This is a genomic window from Streptomyces sp. NPDC041796, from assembly GCF_055590785.1.
On sequence record NZ_JBVJAH010000019.1, the window covers coordinates 42,412 to 57,588 of the forward strand.

Sequence of the window (15,177 nt, forward strand, 5' to 3'; positions counted from 1 at the left end):
CTCATGCCAGAGACCTCCAGCAGCGCGCTCCCCCGCATGGTCGCCGACGCCTATGTCGACGCGCTCATCGAACTCGACCCGATCACCGGTACCTACCTGGGTGTCCAGAAGAGCGCCGGACTCCTTCCGGACTTCTCGCCCGCCGGTCAGGAAGAGATCGCCCGGCTGGCCCGTGAGACGCTCGCCCGGCTCGACGAGGCCGAGCGCCTGCCCGGCGCCGGCAGCGACGCCGAGCGGCGCTGCGGACGGCTCCTGCGGGAGCGCCTCACCGCCGAACTGGCCGTCCACGAAGCCGGCGAGGGGCTGTGCACGGTCAGCAACATGCGCTCCCCCGCGCACAGCGTGCGCATCGTGTTCACCGTGATGCCCACCGAGACCGACGACGACTGGGCGGCCGTCGCCGAGCGGCTGCGGGCCGTACCGGCCGCGATCGCCGGTTACCGGGAGTCCCTCGAAGTGGGCCTGCAGCGGGGGCTGCTGGGCGGGCCGCGCGCCACGGCGACGTTCACCGACCAGCTCACCGAGTGGACGGGCAACGACGGGGCCGGACGCGGCTGGTTCGAGGAGTTCGTGGCGACCGCCCCGGCGGGCCTGCGCCCGGAGCTGGACGCGGCGGCGGGGGGCGCGACCCGGGCACTGGCGTCGCTGCGGGACTGGATGCGTGACGTGTACGCCCCGGCGGTGAAGGACGCCCCCGACACGGTGGGCCGCGAGCGGTACGCCCGCTGGTCGCGCTACTTCAACGGCAGCGACTGCGACCTCGACGAGGCGTACGCGTACGGCTGGGGCGAATACCACCGGCTGCTCGCCGAGATGAGGACCGAGGCGGAGAAGATCCTGCCGGGCGCCGGGCCGTGGGAGGCGCTGGCCCACCTGGACGAGCACGGCACCCACATCGAGGGGGTCGAGGAGGTACGGGTCTGGCTCCAGCGCCTCATGGACGAGGCGATCGAGGCACTGGACGGCACCCACTTCGAACTCGCCGAGCGGGTACGGAAGGTGGAGTCGCGGATCGCCCCACCGGGCGGAGCGGCGGCCCCGTACTACACCGGTCCGTCCGAGGACTTCTCGCGCCCGGGCCGCACCTGGCTGCCGGTCGACGGCGAGACGCGGTTCCCGGTGTACGACCTGGTGTCGACCTGGTACCACGAGGGCGTGCCGGGCCACCACCTCCAGATCGCGCAGTGGGTGCACGTCGCCGACCAGTTGTCCCGCTACCAGGCGACCATCGGCGGGGTCAGCGCCAACGCGGAGGGCTGGGCGCTGTACGCGGAGCGGCTCATGGACGAGCTCGGGTTCCTGCCCGACCCCGAGCGGCGCCTGGGGTACCTGGACTGCCAGATGATGCGGGCCTGCCGGGTGATCGTGGACATCGGCATGCACCTCGGGCTGGAGATCCCGGCGGATTCGCCGTTCCACCCGGGTGAGCGGTGGACTCCGGAACTGGCGCAGGAGTTCTTCCAGCGGCACACCAGCCGGCCGCCGGCGTTCGTCGAGAGCGAGTTGACCCGCTACCTGTCGATGCCCGGTCAGGCGATCGGCTACAAGCTGGGCGAGCGCGCCTGGCTGCTCGGCCGGGAGAAGGCCCGCCAGGCACACGGCGACGCGTTCGACGCGAAGAAGTGGCACATGGCCGCGCTGTCGCAGGGGCCGCTCGGCCTGGACGACCTGGTGGACGAACTGGCCAGGCTGTAACGGCTCCGGGGCGCCGGGCGGGCGGCGGAGGTCAGCAGCCGCAGTCGTCCGCGTCGACCGGAGCGGTCAGCGGGTCGGCGTCGCGCTCACGGACGCCTTCCCAGGTCTCGTACGCGAAGCCCTCGCGGGCCCAGTACTCGAAGCCGCCGAGCATCTCCTTGACCTGGTAGCCGAGTTCCGCGAGGGCGAGCGCCGCGCGCGTGGCGCCGTTGCAGCCCGGGCCCCAGCAGTACGTGACGACCGGCACCGACCTGTCCAGAAGCCGCTCCGCCTGCTCGGGGATGAGCGCTGTCGGCAGGTGGACCGCGCCAGGGATGTGGCCCTGGTCCCAGGACTCCGTCGACCGGGAGTCGAGGACCACGAACCCGGGGTCACCGCCGGCGGCGAGTGCGGCGGCCACGTCGGAGACGTCCGCGTGGAAGGCGAGTGCGGCCGAGAAGTAGGCGGCGGCCGCGGCCGGTGAGGCCGGGGGCACCCGGAGGACGGGGTCGGCGGGGGCGCTGCTGCTCTGTGTCGTCGTCATGTCCGAAAATCTATGATCCTTGATCATCTCAGTGAAGTGACAATCCCCGGAGGTTGTCTTGTCCGGCCGGGGAATCCCCTGCTATCCCTCGTCCATGACCGGATATTCCCCGGACGCCACCGACTGGCGCATCCTCGCGGCCCTCCAGGACCAGGGCCGGGCCACCTTCGCCGAACTGGCCCGTACCGTCTCCATGTCGGCGAGCGCCGTCACCGAACGGGTGCGGAGGCTGGAGGAGGCGGGGGTGATCGCCGGCTACACCGCGGTCGTCGACCAGGAGCGTCTCGGACTGCCGATCCTCGCCTTCGTACGGCTGCGCTACCCCAACGGCAACTACAAGCCCTTCCACGACCTGCTGGACACCACGCCGGAGATCCTGGAGGCGCACCACGTGACGGGGGACGACTGCTTCGTCCTGAAGGTCGCCGCCCGGTCGATGCGGCACCTGGAGGAGATTTCCGGGAAGGTCGGCGCGCTGGGCTCGGTGACGACGAGCGTCGTCTACTCGTCGCCGCTGCCGCGCCGCCCGATCAGCCGCTGAGCCCTCCCCCGCCACGCAGCCGCACCGCGGAACCACCGCGCTCCTTGACGACCTCCAGCTGGGTGGGGATGCGGCGGCGCAGGTCACCGACATGGCTGACGATGCCGACGCTGCGGTCGCGTTCACGCAGCGAGTCCAGCACGTCCAGCACCTCGTCCAGGGTCTGGTCGTCCAGGCTGCCGAAGCCCTCGTCGATGAAGAGCGTGTCGAGGCGTACGCCCCCGGCCTCGTCGGTGACGACATCCGCGAGGCCCAGGGCCAGCGCCAGCGACGCGAAGAACGTCTCCCCGCCCGACAGCGTCGCCGTGTCGCGCTCGCGGCCCGTCCAGGCGTCGACGACGTGCAGGCCGAGACCGGCCCGTTTGCCGCCGGACCTGGCGTCGGAGTGGACGAGCGTGTAGCGGCCGGCCGACATGCGTGCCAGGCGAGCCGTCGCGGCGGCGGCCACCTGTTCGAGCCGGGCCGCGAGGACGTACGACTCCAGCCGCATCTTGCGCTCGTTGTCCGCGGACGTGCCGGCGGTCAGCCCGGCCAGCCGTGCCACCCGGTCGTACTCCTGGCGCAGCGGCCCCAGACGCCGGACCTCGGTGGCGGCCTGCCGGGACAGCCGGTCCAGCTCGGCGCACCGGTCGCGGTGGGCGGCCAGGGCGGCGTCCGCGTCGCGGGCGGCCCGGTCGGCGGCGGCGTGGGCGGCGTGGGCGCCGTCCGGGTCGGCGGGCGGGCGCTCGGCCGCCGCCCGCGTCTCCGGCTCGGCGAGCCGGTCGGCGACGGCCGCCGCCTCGGCCTGCCAGGCGTCCAGCCGCCGCTGGAGATCGCGGTGGGCCGCGTCGTCGAGCAGCGCGGCGGCCGCGGCGGCCGGTGTGTCGAACCCGGCCCGGAACGCGGCGTCGGCGAGCCGGTCGTCGGCCTCCTTCAGGCGGCGGGCCGTGTCCTCGACGGTGCGTACGGCGTCGGCGGCCCCGGTGAGGCGGGCGATCCGGTGCTCCAGGGACGCCGCGTGCTCGGCGACGGCGCCGCCCGGCACCCGGGCGAGCTCGGCGTCCACGGTCCGCTGCTCCCGGTCGAGCGCCTCGCGCTGCGAGGTCCGTGCGGCGGCCCGGCGCTCGGCCCGCTGCCGCACGTCCAGCCTCCGCCGGTACTCCGCCTCGGCCTGATCGAGCGCCTCCCGCGCCGCGTGGGCGCCCCCCGCGACCTCACGCGCCTCGGTGTACGCGCGCTCCAGTCGCGTGACCTCGTCGGCCAGTTCGGCGACCGACGGCTGATCGCCGACCACGGGGTCGTCGCCGTGCCGCGGGGCGGCGGCGACGTCCGCACGGGCGGGAGCAACGTCCGCACGGGCGGCGGCGACGTCCGCACGGGCGGTGGCCAAGGCCTCCTCCGCCACGGCGAGTTCGCGTTCGGCCGCCGAGCGGGCCCGGTCGGCGCGGGTGTGGGCGTCGTAGGCCGCGTCCTCCGCCGCGCGGTCGACGTGGTCTGCGTCGGCGCGGGCGGGGGCCGGATGGTCGGCGGAGCCGCAGACCGCGCAGGGCTCACCGTCCGTGAGCCCGGCCGCGAGTTCGGCGGCGATGCCCCGCAGGCGGCGTTCGCGGAGGTCCAGCCACGTCTCGTGGGCCGCGTTGGCGTGCTCCCGGGCGGCCGTCAGGCGGGCGGCGGCGGCCGTCACGTCCCGTATCAGCGCGTCGCGGCGGCGTGCGGCGGCCAGCCTCCGGCGGGCGGGCTCCAAGCGGCCCGCCAGGTGTTCGGCGCGGGTGGCGGCCTCCTGGGCGGCCTCGACCCGGTCCTGGAGGGCCCGGCGGGAGGTCTCCCAGCCGGCCAGCCACACGTCCGCGTCCTGGAGGGCCACCTCGTCGGCGCGGGCCTGGCGGTCCAGCTCGTCGCGCTCGCGGGCCAGCTCCGCCGCGCGCCGCTCGGCCCGGCGGGCGGTGTCGAGGCCGCCGAGCTCCTCCCTCACTCTCCCCGCCAGCGCGGCCAGGTGTTCGGCGCCCGCGTCGGCGAGGTCCGGCGGCAGACCGGCCACGGCCCGCCCGTGCGTCTCGCCCGCCGCGCGGTGCTCCCGCTCGGCGTCGTCGCGCAGGCTCAGCGGGCCGGCCACCCGCTCGGCCTTGCGGCCCCGGTCCATCCGGGCCTGCCACCCGTCGCGCTCGGCCCGCCGGGCGTCCAGCTCGGCGCCGCGCCGCCGGGCGTCCTCGTACCGCCGCTGCCGCGCGGCCAGCTCCCGTTCGTCGTCGAGGGCGCGGCGCGCGGCGGCCCGGCGGCTCTCGGCGGCGGCGAGCGCCGACTCGGCGATGCCCAGTGCCTCGCGGGCGCCCGACCGGGCCACGGCGGCCCAGTCAAGGACGGCCCCGGCGAGACCCGGGTCGCCGGGCCTCGCCTCCGGCGCGGGCCACCCTCCGGCGGCGTCGCCCGCCGCCTGGGCGATCCGGTGCGCGAGGGCGAGGAGCCGTTCGTCGCCGTCCTTGACCTGCTGTTCGGCGGCGCGCCGCAGTTCGGCGAGGCGCTCCTCGACGGCGGCGAAGCGCCGGGTGTCGAAGAGCCGGCCGAGGAGCTTGCCGCGCGCCTCGGCGTCGGCGCGCAGGAACCGCGCGAAGTCGCCCTGAGGCAGGAGCACCACCTGGCAGAACTGCTCCCGGTTCATGCCGAGCAGTTGGGTGACCTCCTCACCGATCTCCTGGTGGGAGCGGCTGAGGCCCTTCCAGGAGCCGCTGCCCGCGTCGTACTCCCGCAGCCACGACTGCGCCTTCTCCGTGGTGAAGCCGCCGCCCCGTTTCTTGGGGCGCGGCTGGGCGGGCCGCCGGGTGATCTCCAGCCGCCGGCCGGCCACGGTCAGGTCGAGCACGACTTCGGTGGGCGTGCCCACCGGCGCGTGGTCGCTGCGCAGCGAGGCCCCGGGGCTCTGCCGGGCGCCGGGGACGGCTCCGTACAGGGCGTAGCAGACGGCGTCGAGGACGGAGGTCTTGCCCGCGCCCGTCGGCCCGTGGAGCAGGAAGAGACCGGCCTGCGACAGGGTGTCGAAATCGACGGTCTGGGTGGTGCCGAACGGGCCGAAGCCGGTGATGTCGAGCCGGTGGAGTCTCACCCGGCCACCTCGCGCAGCGCCATGTCCACCCGTACGTCGTCGAAGGCTCGCAGCAGCGCGGCGCGCTCCTGGTCGTCGGGGCCCGCCCCGCCGCGTACGTGGGTGACGAAGTCCTCGGCGATCTGCTGGTCGTCGCGGTCGCGCAGGCGCTGCGCGTAGGAGGCGTGGGGATCGTCGTCGGGCCGTTCGGGGGCGAAGAGCAGGCTGAGGGTGTGGGGGAAGCGCTCGGTGAGGCGGGCCATGGGCTCGGCGGGACGCACCGGGTCGGTGAGGGTGGCCTCGACCCAGGAGTCCTCGTGCCGGGCCAGTGCCGGGTCGGCGAGGAGGTCGTCGAGCCGCCCCCTGACGCGGGCGAGGGGGCGCGGCACCGGGCAGTCGATCCGTTCGGCGCGGATCGACCCGTCCCCGTCGAGGTCGACGAGCCACATGGTCTTGCGGTGGTCGGTCTCGGAGAAGGAGTACGGGAGGGGCGAGCCGGAGTAGCGGATCCGCGCGGTGAGAGCCTGGCTGCCGTGGAGGTGCCCGAGGGCGACGTAGTCGACTCCGTCGAACACCCCGGCCGGGACGGCGGCCACGCCGCCGACGGTGATGTCGCGTTCGCTGTCGCTGGGGGAGCCGCCGGCGACGAAGGCGTGGGCGAGGACGACCGAGCGGGTGCCGGGCGCGCGGCCGGCGAGGTCGGCGCGGACCCGCTCCATGGCGGCGGTGAGGACGGCCTCGTGTCCCGCCTTCTCGGCGCCCAGCCGGTCGCGGACGAGGGCCGGTTCGAGGTAGGGCAGTCCGTAGAACGCCACGTCGCCGTGTGCGTCGCCCAGCAGGACCGGGGTGCCGATCCCGGCCGGGTCGGTCCTCAGGTGGATCCCGGCGCGCTCGATGAGTCCGGCGCCGACGCCGAGCCTGCGGCCGGAGTCGTGGTTCCCGGAGATCATCACCGTGGGTACGCCCGCCTCGGCGAGCCGGTGCAGCGCGGTGTCGAACAGCTCCACGGCGGGCAGCGGCGGCACGGCGCGGTCGTAGATGTCCCCGGCGACCAGCACCACGTCGACGGCGTGCTCACGGACCGTCGCCACGAGGTGGTCGAGGAACGCGGACTGCGCCTCCAGCAGGCCCACCCGGTGGAACGACCGCCCCAGGTGCCAGTCCGATGTGTGCAGCATTCTCACGATGCCGCTCCGACCTGCATGTGTACCGCTCCTCCGCCCCCAGAACCCGCACGGGCACCGTTGTGAACCCCGTACACGCTAACGGTGCCGGGCACCGGCCACGTCACGGACCTCTTTTTTCACCGGTGCGCGGGACCGGTGACCGTGACCTCGGCGGGGCGGAGGAGGAGGTCGCCGACCCGGTATCCGGGGCGGACGATCTCGGTGCACACGGGCCGGTCCACCAGCCCGGAGCGGAGGTAGGCGACGGCCTGGTGGACGCGCGGGTCGAACGGGTCACCGACCGCGCCGAACGCCCCGAGGCCCAAGGCGCGGAGTTCGGTGTCCAGGGCCAGGGCGACGCGCTGGAAGCCGCCGGTGAGCTCGCCCTGGCCGGCCGCCTCCCCGATGGCGTCCAGCACGGGCAGGAACCTGCGCAGCACGTTGGCCACGGCCGCCTCGCGCACCGCGAGACGGTCGCGGTGCACACGGCCGCGGTAGTTGTCGTACTCGGCCTTCAGCCGCTGGAGGTCGGCGGTCCGCTCAGCCAGCGCCACGGCGAGCGCGGCCGCGCCCGGGGGCGGCGACTGCGGCACCTCCGCCTCTCGCGGCTCGCGCCGTCCACGGCCCGGCGGGTCGGGGCGTTCGGCGCCACCCTGGCGGGCCTGTCGGCCGGGGGTGGCCGGGGCGATCATCGGTGGCGGGTCGGCGGGGCCGCTCACCGTGGTCAGCCTGCGCGTACCCTGCCTCATCCTCCGCCTCCCTGCTGCTGCCCTTCGTCGTCGACGATCTCGGCGTCCACGACCTCGTCGTCGGCGCCCTTCGGCGCCTCTCCCGAACCGGAGCCCGAACCAGAACCGGAACCGGGACCGGCACCGGCACCGGCACCGGCACCGGCAGCGCCCTGGGCGGCCCGGGCGTCCGCGTACATGGCCTGGCCGAGCTTCTGGGAGACGGCCGCGACCTTCTCCGTGGCGGTACGGATCTGGGCGGTGTCCTCGCCCTTCAGCTTCTCCCTCAGGTCGGCGAGGGCGCTCTCGACCTCGCTCCTCACCTCCCCCGGGACCTTGTCCTCGTTGTCCTTGAGGAACCTCTCCGTCTGGTAGACGAGCTGCTCGCCCTGGTTGCGGGTCTCGGCGGCCTCGCGGCGGCGCCGGTCCTCCTCGGCGTGGCGTTCCGCGTCACGGACCATCTGGTCGATGTCGCCCTTCGGCAGGGCGGAGCCGCCGGTGACGGTCATCTTCTGCTCCCGCCCCGTGCCCAGGTCCTTCGCGGTCACGTGCATGATGCCGTTGGCGTCGATGTCGAAGGAGACCTCGATCTGCGGGACGCCGCGCGGGGCCGGCGGGAGGCCGGTCAGCTCGAACATGCCGAGCTTCTTGTTGTACGCCGCGATCTCGCGCTCGCCCTGGAAGACCTGGATCTGCACCGACGGCTGGTTGTCCTCGGCCGTCGTGAAGATCTCCGAACGCTTCGTGGGAATGGTCGTGTTGCGCTCGATCAGCTTGGTCATGATGCCGCCCTTGGTCTCGATACCGAGGGACAGCGGGGTCACGTCGAGGAGCAGGACGTCCTTGACCTCACCCTTGAGGACACCGGCCTGGAGCGAGGCGCCGATGGCGACGACCTCGTCCGGGTTGACGCCCTTGTGCGGGTCCTTGCCGGTGAGTTCACGGACGAGGTCCGTCACCGCCGGCATACGGGTCGAGCCGCCGACCAGGATGACGTGGTTGATGTCGGCCACCTTGATACCGGCGTCCTTGACCGCGTTGTGGAACGGGGTCTTGCACCGCTCCAGCAGGTCGGCCGTCATCTGCTGGAACTGGGCGCGGGTGAGCTTCTCGTCCAGGTGCAGCGGGCCCTCGGCCGACGCGCTCAGGTACGGCAGGCCGATGGTGGTCTCGGTCGTCGCCGACAGCTCGATCTTGGCCTTCTCGGCGGCCTCCCGGAGCCGTTGCGTGGCCATCTTGTCCTTGGTCAGGTCGATGCCGTACGCGCTCTTGAACCGTTGCGTCAGGTGGTCGACGATCCGCTGGTCCCAGTCGTCGCCTCCCAGGTGGGTGTCGCCGTTGGTCGCCTTGACCTCGACGACGCCGTCGCCGATCTCCAGCAGCGAGACGTCGAAGGTGCCGCCACCCAGGTCGAAGACGAGGATGGTCTGGTCGCTCTCCTTGTCGAGCCCGTACGCGAGGGCGGCGGCCGTCGGCTCGTTGATGATGCGCAGGACGTTGAGGCCGGCGATCTCACCGGCCTCCTTGGTGGCCGTGCGCTGGGAGTCGTTGAAGTACGCGGGCACGGTGATGACGGCGTCGTTCACGTCCTCGCCGAGGTAGCCCTCCGCGTCCCGCTTGAGCTTCTGCAGCACCCGCGCGGAGATCTCCTGGGCCGTGTACCGCTTGCCGTCGATGTCGCCGTGGTCGGGGAAGCGCCAGTCCGCCTCGCCGATGTGGCGCTTCACGGACCGTACCGTGCGGTCGACGTTGGTCACGGCCTGCCGCTTGGCGACCTCACCGACCAGGACGTCCCCGTTCTTCGCGAAGCCGACCACCGAGGGGGTGGTGCGGGCGCCCTCCGTGTTGGTGATCACCGTGGGCTCGCCGCCCTCCAGGACGCTGACCACCGAGTTCGTCGTACCGAGGTCGATTCCCACCGCGCGTGCCATCGCCGTCTCCTCAGCTCACCGTCCACTGCCACAGAAGGTCCAGGACCGTGCGGCGCCCCGCCGTCACGTCCGCCGGTTCGACCCGCGTCGGCCCCACCCGCAGCAGGACCTCGGAGGGGACGTGCCGCACGGGGACCCGGCGCGCCCGCCGGGCTTCGTCGTACGCCGCCCGCCGGGCCGGGTCGCGGAGGGTCGCGTAGGCCGCCACCACGTCGTCGAGCTGCTCCCGGGCGGCCGACCGCTCGGCGTCGCTCCAGGCGTTCCGGGCGTTACCGGTGTTCCAGGTCTTCCCGGTGTTCCGGGCGGGGTGCGTGTCGGGGTGCAGGGCCCGCACCCGGCTCCGGTAGGCGGAGGCGATCTGTCCGGCCGAAGCCGTCGGTTCCACCCCGAGTACGGCGTAGTGGTCCCGGCCCGCCACGGTTCTCACCTCACTGACGTCCTGCTCACCGGCGTCCTCAAGATGTGCATAGAACGTCGTCAGGCGCGTGTCAAGGTGCCCGCTTTTGCGGGGTTATGCACTGCCGTACGCCTCGCCGCCCAGCTCCAGTGCGGCGGTCCCGGCCGTCGCGTCCGCGAGCCAGGCGCGGAAGGTGTCGACGTCGGCGTCCGGCAGTCCGACCTCGATGGTGACGGCCTCGGCGTACCGCACGTCCCGTACGGCGCGGCCGGTCGCCCGCAGGTCGTTCTCCAGCTTTCCGGCCCGCTGGTGATCGACGGTGACGGTGGCCAGGCGGAAGCGCCGGCGGGTGAGGGTGCCGACCGCGTCGAGCGCCTCCCCCACCGCACCGCCGTAGGCCCGGATGAGCCCGCCCGCACCGAGCTTCACGCCGCCGTAGTAGCGGGTGACGACGGCGGCGACGTACCGGACCTCGCGGCGCATGAGCATCTGCAGCATGGGCACGCCGGCGGTGCCACCCGGCTCGCCGTCGTCGCTCGCCTTCTGTACGGCGGCGTCGGCGCCGATGACGTACGCGAAGCAGTTGTGGGTGGCGGTCGGGTGCTCCTTGCGGACGCGTGCGACGAAGTCCTGCGCCTCCTGCTCGGTCGCGGCGGGCGCGAGGGCGCAGATGAAGCGCGATCGGTTGATCTCGGTCTCGTGCACGCCCTCGCGGGCGACCGTCCGGTACTGCTCCTGCATCCCGCCACCCTATGCGTACGGTGGCGGGGGAAAAGACGACGACCTCATGCCGGGGAGGCACAGCGTGGCGAGCGAGACGCGGGAGAGCGAGACCATCCGCAGGATCCTGACCGAGTCGGGCGACACCTGGGCGGTGGTGGGCCTGTCCGCCAACCGGGCCCGCGCCGCGTACGGTGTGGCCGCCGTGCTCCAGCGCTTCGGCAAGCGCGTGGTGCCGGTGCACCCGAAGGCGGAGACGGTCCACGGGGAGCAGGGGTACGCCTCGCTCGCGGAGATCCCGTTCCCCGTGGACGTCGTGGACGTGTTCGTCAACAGCCGGCTGGCGGGAAGCGTCGCGGACGAGGCGGTGGCCAAGGGCGCCAAGGCGGTGTGGTTCCAGCTCGGGGTGATCGACGAGGCGGCGTACGAGCGGACCCGGGCGGCCGGGCTCGACATGGTGATGGACCGCTGCCCCGCGATCGAGATCCCCCGGCTCGGCCCGCGCTGATCCTCAGCGTACGGGCGGGATCGACACGGCCATGGTCATCTCGACCGTCTCCTCGCCGTCGTTGCGGTACGCGTGCGGGACGTTGGACTCGAAGACGGCGGAGGTCCCAGCCGGTACCGGGTGGTCGACTCCGTCGACGACGAGGGTGAGCTCCCCCGCCGTGACGTGGAGCAGCTCGGTGGTGCCGTCCGGGTGGGGGTCGGAGGCGCTGGCGTCGCCGGGCATCAGCGTCCAGGCCCACAGTTCGAGGGGGCCGCGGGCCTCGGCGCCGACGAGGAGGGTGGTGCTGCTGCCCTTGTCGGTGGACCACATCCTCACCGCCTGCTCCTGGGGTACGAGGCGGACGTGCGGGCCCTGCTCGTAGTCGAGGAGCGTGGTGATGGAGACGCCCAGCGCGTCGGCGAGCTTCACGGTGGTGCCGACGCTGGGGTTCGTACGGGCCTGTTCGATCTGGATGATCATGCCCCGGCTGACGCCCGCGCGGGCGGCGAGCGCGTCGAGCGTGAAGCCGCGTTCGCCGCGCCAGCGCTTGAGGTTGCGGGCGAGCGACTGCGTGAGCTGGTCCAGGTCCGACACATTCCGTCCAATATTCTGGATGACAGAGTTCATTCTGTTGAACTACGGTGTGGTGCACCCCGATGTTCACCGCACTGTACTGCGAGGATCTCATGACAGCGCTGTTCGCCCTGGCCACCAGCTTCCTGTGGGGGCTGGCCGACTTCGGCGGCGGGCTGCTCTCACGGCGTACGCCCGCACTGACGGTGGTCGTCGCCTCGCAGATCATCGCGGTCCTCGTCCTGGGCGCCCTCGTGGTCGCGACCGGCGGCTGGAGCGAGGCGGGACCCGGACTCTGGTACGCGGTGGCGGCCGGAGCCGTCGGCCCGGCGGCCATGCTCGCCTTCTACAAGGCCCTCGCTCTCGGCCCGATGGGCGTGGTCTCGCCCCTCGGCTCGCTCGGTGTCCTCGTCCCCGTGTCCGTGGGCCTGCTGGTCGGCGACCGGCCGGGACTCCTCCAGTTCGCGGGCATCGGGGTGGCGATCGTGGGTGTCGTCCTGGCGGGCGGACCGGAGTTGCGGGGGGCGCCGGTGCAACGGCAGGCGGTCCTGCTGACGCTGGTCGCGGCGTTCGGCTTCGGTTCGGTGATGGCGCTGATCGCGGAGGCGTCCACCACGCTCACCGGGCTGTTCCTCGCGCTGTTCGTGCAGCGCGTCACCAACGTCGCCGTGGGCGGGGCGGCGCTGTGGGTCTCGGTGAAGCGGGGCGGGCGGGCCCTGCCTGAGGGCGGAGGGATGAGGGCGGTGTGGGCGTCGCTGCCCGCGCTGGCTTTCGTCGGCCTGGCGGACGTCGCGGCGAACGGCACGTACGCGATCGCCGCGCAGAACGGTCCGGTCACCGTCGCCGCCGTGCTCGCCAGCCTCTACCCGGTGGTGACGGCACTCGCCGCGCGCGGGGTGCTCAAGGAGCGGCTGCGGGCGGTGCAGGCCGCGGGGGCGGGGCTGGCGCTGGTCGGCACGGTGCTGCTGGCCGCCGGCTGATCAGGCGCTGTCCGGGTCGAGTTCGGCCAGCGCGGCCAGTTGCTGAGGCGTGACGCCCTGCGGAATGGGCACCGGAGCGGGCGTACGCAGCGGAGGCTGCCAGCCGCTCTCGGCGTCCCAGCGGCGTACGACGCGGGCCGGGGCCCCGGCGACCACCGCGTGGTCGGGCACCTCACCGCGTACGACCGCTCCCGCCGCGACCACGACATTGCGTCCGAGCCGGGCGCCGGGAAGGATCACCGCCCCCGTGCCCAGCCAGCAGCCGGGGCCTATCACCACCGGTTCGGACCGCGGCCACTGCCTGCCGACGGGCTCGTGGGGGTCGTCGTAACTGTGGTTCGTCGAGGTGATGTAGACGTACGGACCGCAGAAGGTGTCCGAGCCGATGGTCACCGGCGCGTCGGCGATGACGTGGCTTCCGCGGCCGAGGACGACGCCGTTGCCGAGCGTGAGGATCGGGTCCGGGCCGAGGTCGAGCCCCGGCATCATCCCCGCGGTGAGCGTCACCTGCTCCGCGATGATGCAGTGGTCGCCGAGCTCGATCCACTCCTCGCCGAAGACGGTGCCCTGCGGGAACGCCAGCCGAGTACCGGGGCCGAGCCTGCGGAAGCGCAGCCGTCCGGGGCGCTCGGCGGTGACGGCGCCCGTCTCCTGCACCCACCGCCAGCCGCCGTGCACGGCCCGGCTGAGGACCCGGCGCCGCCAGGCTGCCAGGGAGGAGAACGTGTTTCTGTTCTTCGGCACCCGGACACGGTAATCGTCCAGGTCATGCCCCACCCGGGCCCCGCGCTGTGATGTTCGCCCCACCGTCGCCGCCGTGACGGCCGTCGCCTAACGTTCCCCCTGGCGCGACGTGCGGAACGAGGAGCAGACGATGACAGAGCGGCCGTTGATCACCGGAGTGGGCGGCAAGGAACCGGACGTGCATCCGGACGCGTTCGCCGCGCCGACGTCCGTGGTGGTCGGCGAGGTGACGATGGCGGCCGGGTCGAGCGTCTGGTACCACGCCGTCCTGCGTGCCGACTGCGGCCCGATCGTCCTGGGTGCCGACTCCAACGTGCAGGACAACTGCACCGTCCATGTGGACCCGGGCTTCCCCGTGACGGTCGGCGCACGCGTCTCGGTCGGCCACAACGCCGTCCTGCACGGGTGCACCGTCGAGGACGACGTGCTGATCGGCATGGGGGCCACGGTCCTCAACGGCGCCCACATCGGGGCCGGCTCGCTGATCGCCGCCCAGGCGCTGGTCCCGCAGGGCATGCGCGTCCCGCCGGGCTCCCTGGTCGCGGGGGTGCCCGCGAAGGTCAAGCGGGAGCTGACGGACGAGGAGCGCGAGGGCATCAAGCTGAACGCCGCGATGTACCTGGAGCTCGCCCGTGCGCACGGGGAGGCGCACTCGTCCTGACGGCCGGTCGGGGCGGCGGGGCGGTTCTCCCCCGCAGGGGGCCTTGGTCCCGCCGGCGGGACGCGGCGCCGGTCGCGGCGGAGTGGGGCCCGGGTGCCACCGGACGGCCCGTGCCACCGGGCGGCGCGTGCTACTGGACGGCCCGTGCTACTGGACGGCCCGTGCCACCGGGCGGCGCCGGTGGCGGACCGGGCGGCGGCCCGTCCGGCGGTCCCCGGCGCAGACGCCGGACCGGAGGGGCCGGCGAGGGCCCCTCCGCACGGTCGTCAGTCCGCGGTGGCGCCGACCGGTTCGGGGGAGGCAGCCTCGGTGGCCGACCGGGCTTCGGCCTGGGCCGCCGCCTTCTTGGCGCGGTTCTTGAGGACCAGCATCGACGTCAGGCCCACCAGGACGGCCAGTACGAGGCCCAGCCAGGAGAAACGCTTCAGCCACGCCTCGGCCACCACGCCGACCGAGTAGATGACGGCCGTGGTGCCGCCCGCCCAGAGGATGCCGCCGAAGACGTTGGCGATGGCGAACTTCCAGTAGGGCATGCGCAGGACGCCTGCGAGCGGCCCCGCGAAGATCCTCAGCAGCGCGACGAACCGTCCGAAGAAGACGGCCCACATGCCCCACTTCTCGAACGACCGCTCCGCCATCGCGATGTTCGCCTCGCCGAAGTGCTTGGGGAACTTCCTCTCCAGCCGGGCCAGCAGCGGCCGGCCACCCTTGCGGCCGATGGCGTAGCCGATCGAGTCGCCGATGATCGCCCCGGCCGTGGCGCAGGCGCCCAGGATGTACGGATTGATGTCGCCGTGCTGGGACGCGAGCAGCGCCGAGCTGACGAGGACGATCTCGCCCGGCAGCGGGATGCCGAGGCTCTCGAGCCCGATCACCACCCCCACCAGGACGTAGATGCTGACCGCGGGAACGGTCTCGAGCCACTCCTGGACGTGCAAAGCCGGTTCCTCCGTCGTCGTGTCGTGCTGCCCCC

The 15,177-nt window shown here is 73.4% G+C and carries 15 protein-coding genes; 5 read left to right on the forward strand and 10 right to left on the reverse strand.

The features are described 5' to 3' along the window. Positions 1-3 precede the first annotated feature (3 nt). Positions 4-1,695 (forward strand): DUF885 domain-containing protein, encoded by a 1,692-nt coding sequence (locus ACZ6C1_RS30500; protein WP_469245270.1) that lies wholly within the window; start codon positions 4-6, stop codon positions 1,693-1,695. A gap of 31 nt (positions 1,696-1,726) precedes the next feature. Here the strand turns inward: ACZ6C1_RS30500 and ACZ6C1_RS30505 are convergent, their stop codons facing one another. Then, the gene (locus ACZ6C1_RS30505; RefSeq protein ID WP_469245271.1) at positions 1,727-2,218 is read right to left on the reverse strand and encodes a rhodanese-like domain-containing protein; all 492 of its coding nucleotides are present in this window, start codon (positions 2,216-2,218) and stop codon (positions 1,727-1,729) included. A gap of 94 nt (positions 2,219-2,312) precedes the next feature. Between ACZ6C1_RS30505 and ACZ6C1_RS30510 the strand changes: the two genes are divergently transcribed. Continuing rightward, the gene (locus ACZ6C1_RS30510; protein ID WP_469245273.1) at positions 2,313-2,759 is read left to right on the forward strand and encodes an Lrp/AsnC family transcriptional regulator; all 447 of its coding nucleotides are present in this window, start codon (positions 2,313-2,315) and stop codon (positions 2,757-2,759) included. Here the strand turns inward: ACZ6C1_RS30510 and ACZ6C1_RS30515 are convergent. The 6 genes from ACZ6C1_RS30515 to ACZ6C1_RS30540 form a co-directional block, all read right to left on the reverse strand. Further along, positions 2,749-5,835, reverse strand: coding sequence for an AAA family ATPase (locus ACZ6C1_RS30515; protein ID WP_469245275.1), 3,087 nt, complete (start codon positions 5,833-5,835; stop codon positions 2,749-2,751). The two genes, ACZ6C1_RS30510 and ACZ6C1_RS30515, sit on opposite strands and share 11 nt — an antisense overlap. Further along, positions 5,832-6,998, reverse strand: a complete 1,167-nt coding sequence (locus ACZ6C1_RS30520) for an exonuclease SbcCD subunit D (protein ID WP_469245277.1) — start codon at positions 6,996-6,998, stop codon at positions 5,832-5,834. The genes ACZ6C1_RS30515 and ACZ6C1_RS30520 overlap by 4 nt, the downstream gene beginning before the upstream one ends. A 119-nt stretch (positions 6,999-7,117) precedes the next feature. After that, on the reverse strand, positions 7,118-7,729 hold the full coding sequence (gene grpE, locus ACZ6C1_RS30525; RefSeq protein WP_469245279.1) for a nucleotide exchange factor GrpE: 612 nt from the start codon (positions 7,727-7,729) through the stop codon (positions 7,118-7,120). Continuing rightward, the gene (gene dnaK / locus ACZ6C1_RS30530) at positions 7,726-9,639 is read right to left on the reverse strand and encodes a molecular chaperone DnaK (protein ID WP_469245281.1); all 1,914 of its coding nucleotides are present in this window, start codon (positions 9,637-9,639) and stop codon (positions 7,726-7,728) included. Before dnaK ends, grpE begins: the two co-directional genes overlap by 4 nt. A 10-nt stretch (positions 9,640-9,649) precedes the next feature. Continuing rightward, positions 9,650-10,057: a J domain-containing protein gene (locus ACZ6C1_RS30535; protein WP_469245282.1), complete on the reverse strand. Its 408-nt coding sequence runs from the start codon at positions 10,055-10,057 to the stop codon at positions 9,650-9,652. Positions 10,058-10,150: 93 nt separating this feature from the next. Further along, positions 10,151-10,777: a YigZ family protein gene (locus ACZ6C1_RS30540; protein WP_469245284.1), complete on the reverse strand. Its 627-nt coding sequence runs from the start codon at positions 10,775-10,777 to the stop codon at positions 10,151-10,153. 64 nt (positions 10,778-10,841) lie between these two features. On the opposite strand from ACZ6C1_RS30540, the gene ACZ6C1_RS30545 reads away from it, so the two are divergent. Continuing rightward, on the forward strand, positions 10,842-11,264 hold the full coding sequence (locus ACZ6C1_RS30545) for a CoA-binding protein (RefSeq protein WP_469245285.1): 423 nt from the start codon (positions 10,842-10,844) through the stop codon (positions 11,262-11,264). Positions 11,265-11,267: 3 nt separating this feature from the next. Here ACZ6C1_RS30545 and ACZ6C1_RS30550 read toward each other — a convergent pair whose 3' ends face one another. After that, positions 11,268-11,840 (reverse strand): helix-turn-helix domain-containing protein, encoded by a 573-nt coding sequence (locus ACZ6C1_RS30550; protein WP_469245286.1) that lies wholly within the window; start codon positions 11,838-11,840, stop codon positions 11,268-11,270. Between the two features lie 92 nt (positions 11,841-11,932). On the opposite strand from ACZ6C1_RS30550, the gene ACZ6C1_RS30555 reads away from it, so the two are divergent. Further along, positions 11,933-12,799, forward strand: coding sequence for an EamA family transporter (locus tag ACZ6C1_RS30555; protein ID WP_469245417.1), 867 nt, complete (start codon positions 11,933-11,935; stop codon positions 12,797-12,799). Here ACZ6C1_RS30555 and ACZ6C1_RS30560 read toward each other — a convergent pair whose 3' ends face one another. After that, positions 12,800-13,543: an acyltransferase gene (locus ACZ6C1_RS30560; protein WP_469245288.1), complete on the reverse strand. Its 744-nt coding sequence runs from the start codon at positions 13,541-13,543 to the stop codon at positions 12,800-12,802. A gap of 130 nt (positions 13,544-13,673) precedes the next feature. On the opposite strand from ACZ6C1_RS30560, the gene ACZ6C1_RS30565 reads away from it, so the two are divergent. After that, the gene (locus ACZ6C1_RS30565; protein ID WP_469245290.1) at positions 13,674-14,204 is read left to right on the forward strand and encodes a gamma carbonic anhydrase family protein; all 531 of its coding nucleotides are present in this window, start codon (positions 13,674-13,676) and stop codon (positions 14,202-14,204) included. 266 nt (positions 14,205-14,470) lie between these two features. Here the strand turns inward: ACZ6C1_RS30565 and ACZ6C1_RS30570 are convergent, their stop codons facing one another. Next, positions 14,471-15,142 (reverse strand): DedA family protein, encoded by a 672-nt coding sequence (locus tag ACZ6C1_RS30570; protein WP_469245292.1) that lies wholly within the window; start codon positions 15,140-15,142, stop codon positions 14,471-14,473. Positions 15,143-15,177 lie beyond the last annotated feature (35 nt).

What these genes read in the sequence shown, in the direction of transcription:
- ACZ6C1_RS30500 (WP_469245270.1), top strand. Translation starts at nt 4, where the DNA reads ATGCCAGAGACCTCCAGCAGCGCGCTCCCCCGCATGGTCGCCGACGCC.
- ACZ6C1_RS30505 (WP_469245271.1), bottom strand. Translation starts at nt 2,218, where the DNA reads ATGACGACGACACAGAGCAGCAGCGCCCCCGCCGACCCCGTCCTCCGG.
- ACZ6C1_RS30510 (WP_469245273.1), top strand. Translation starts at nt 2,313, where the DNA reads ATGACCGGATATTCCCCGGACGCCACCGACTGGCGCATCCTCGCGGCC.
- grpE (WP_469245279.1), bottom strand. Translation starts at nt 7,729, where the DNA reads ATGAGGCAGGGTACGCGCAGGCTGACCACGGTGAGCGGCCCCGCCGAC.
- dnaK (WP_469245281.1), bottom strand. Translation starts at nt 9,639, where the DNA reads ATGGCACGCGCGGTGGGAATCGACCTCGGTACGACGAACTCGGTGGTC.
- ACZ6C1_RS30540 (WP_469245284.1), bottom strand. Translation starts at nt 10,777, where the DNA reads ATGCAGGAGCAGTACCGGACGGTCGCCCGCGAGGGCGTGCACGAGACC.
- ACZ6C1_RS30555 (WP_469245417.1), top strand. Translation starts at nt 11,933, where the DNA reads ATGACAGCGCTGTTCGCCCTGGCCACCAGCTTCCTGTGGGGGCTGGCC.
- ACZ6C1_RS30565 (WP_469245290.1), top strand. Translation starts at nt 13,674, where the DNA reads ATGACAGAGCGGCCGTTGATCACCGGAGTGGGCGGCAAGGAACCGGAC.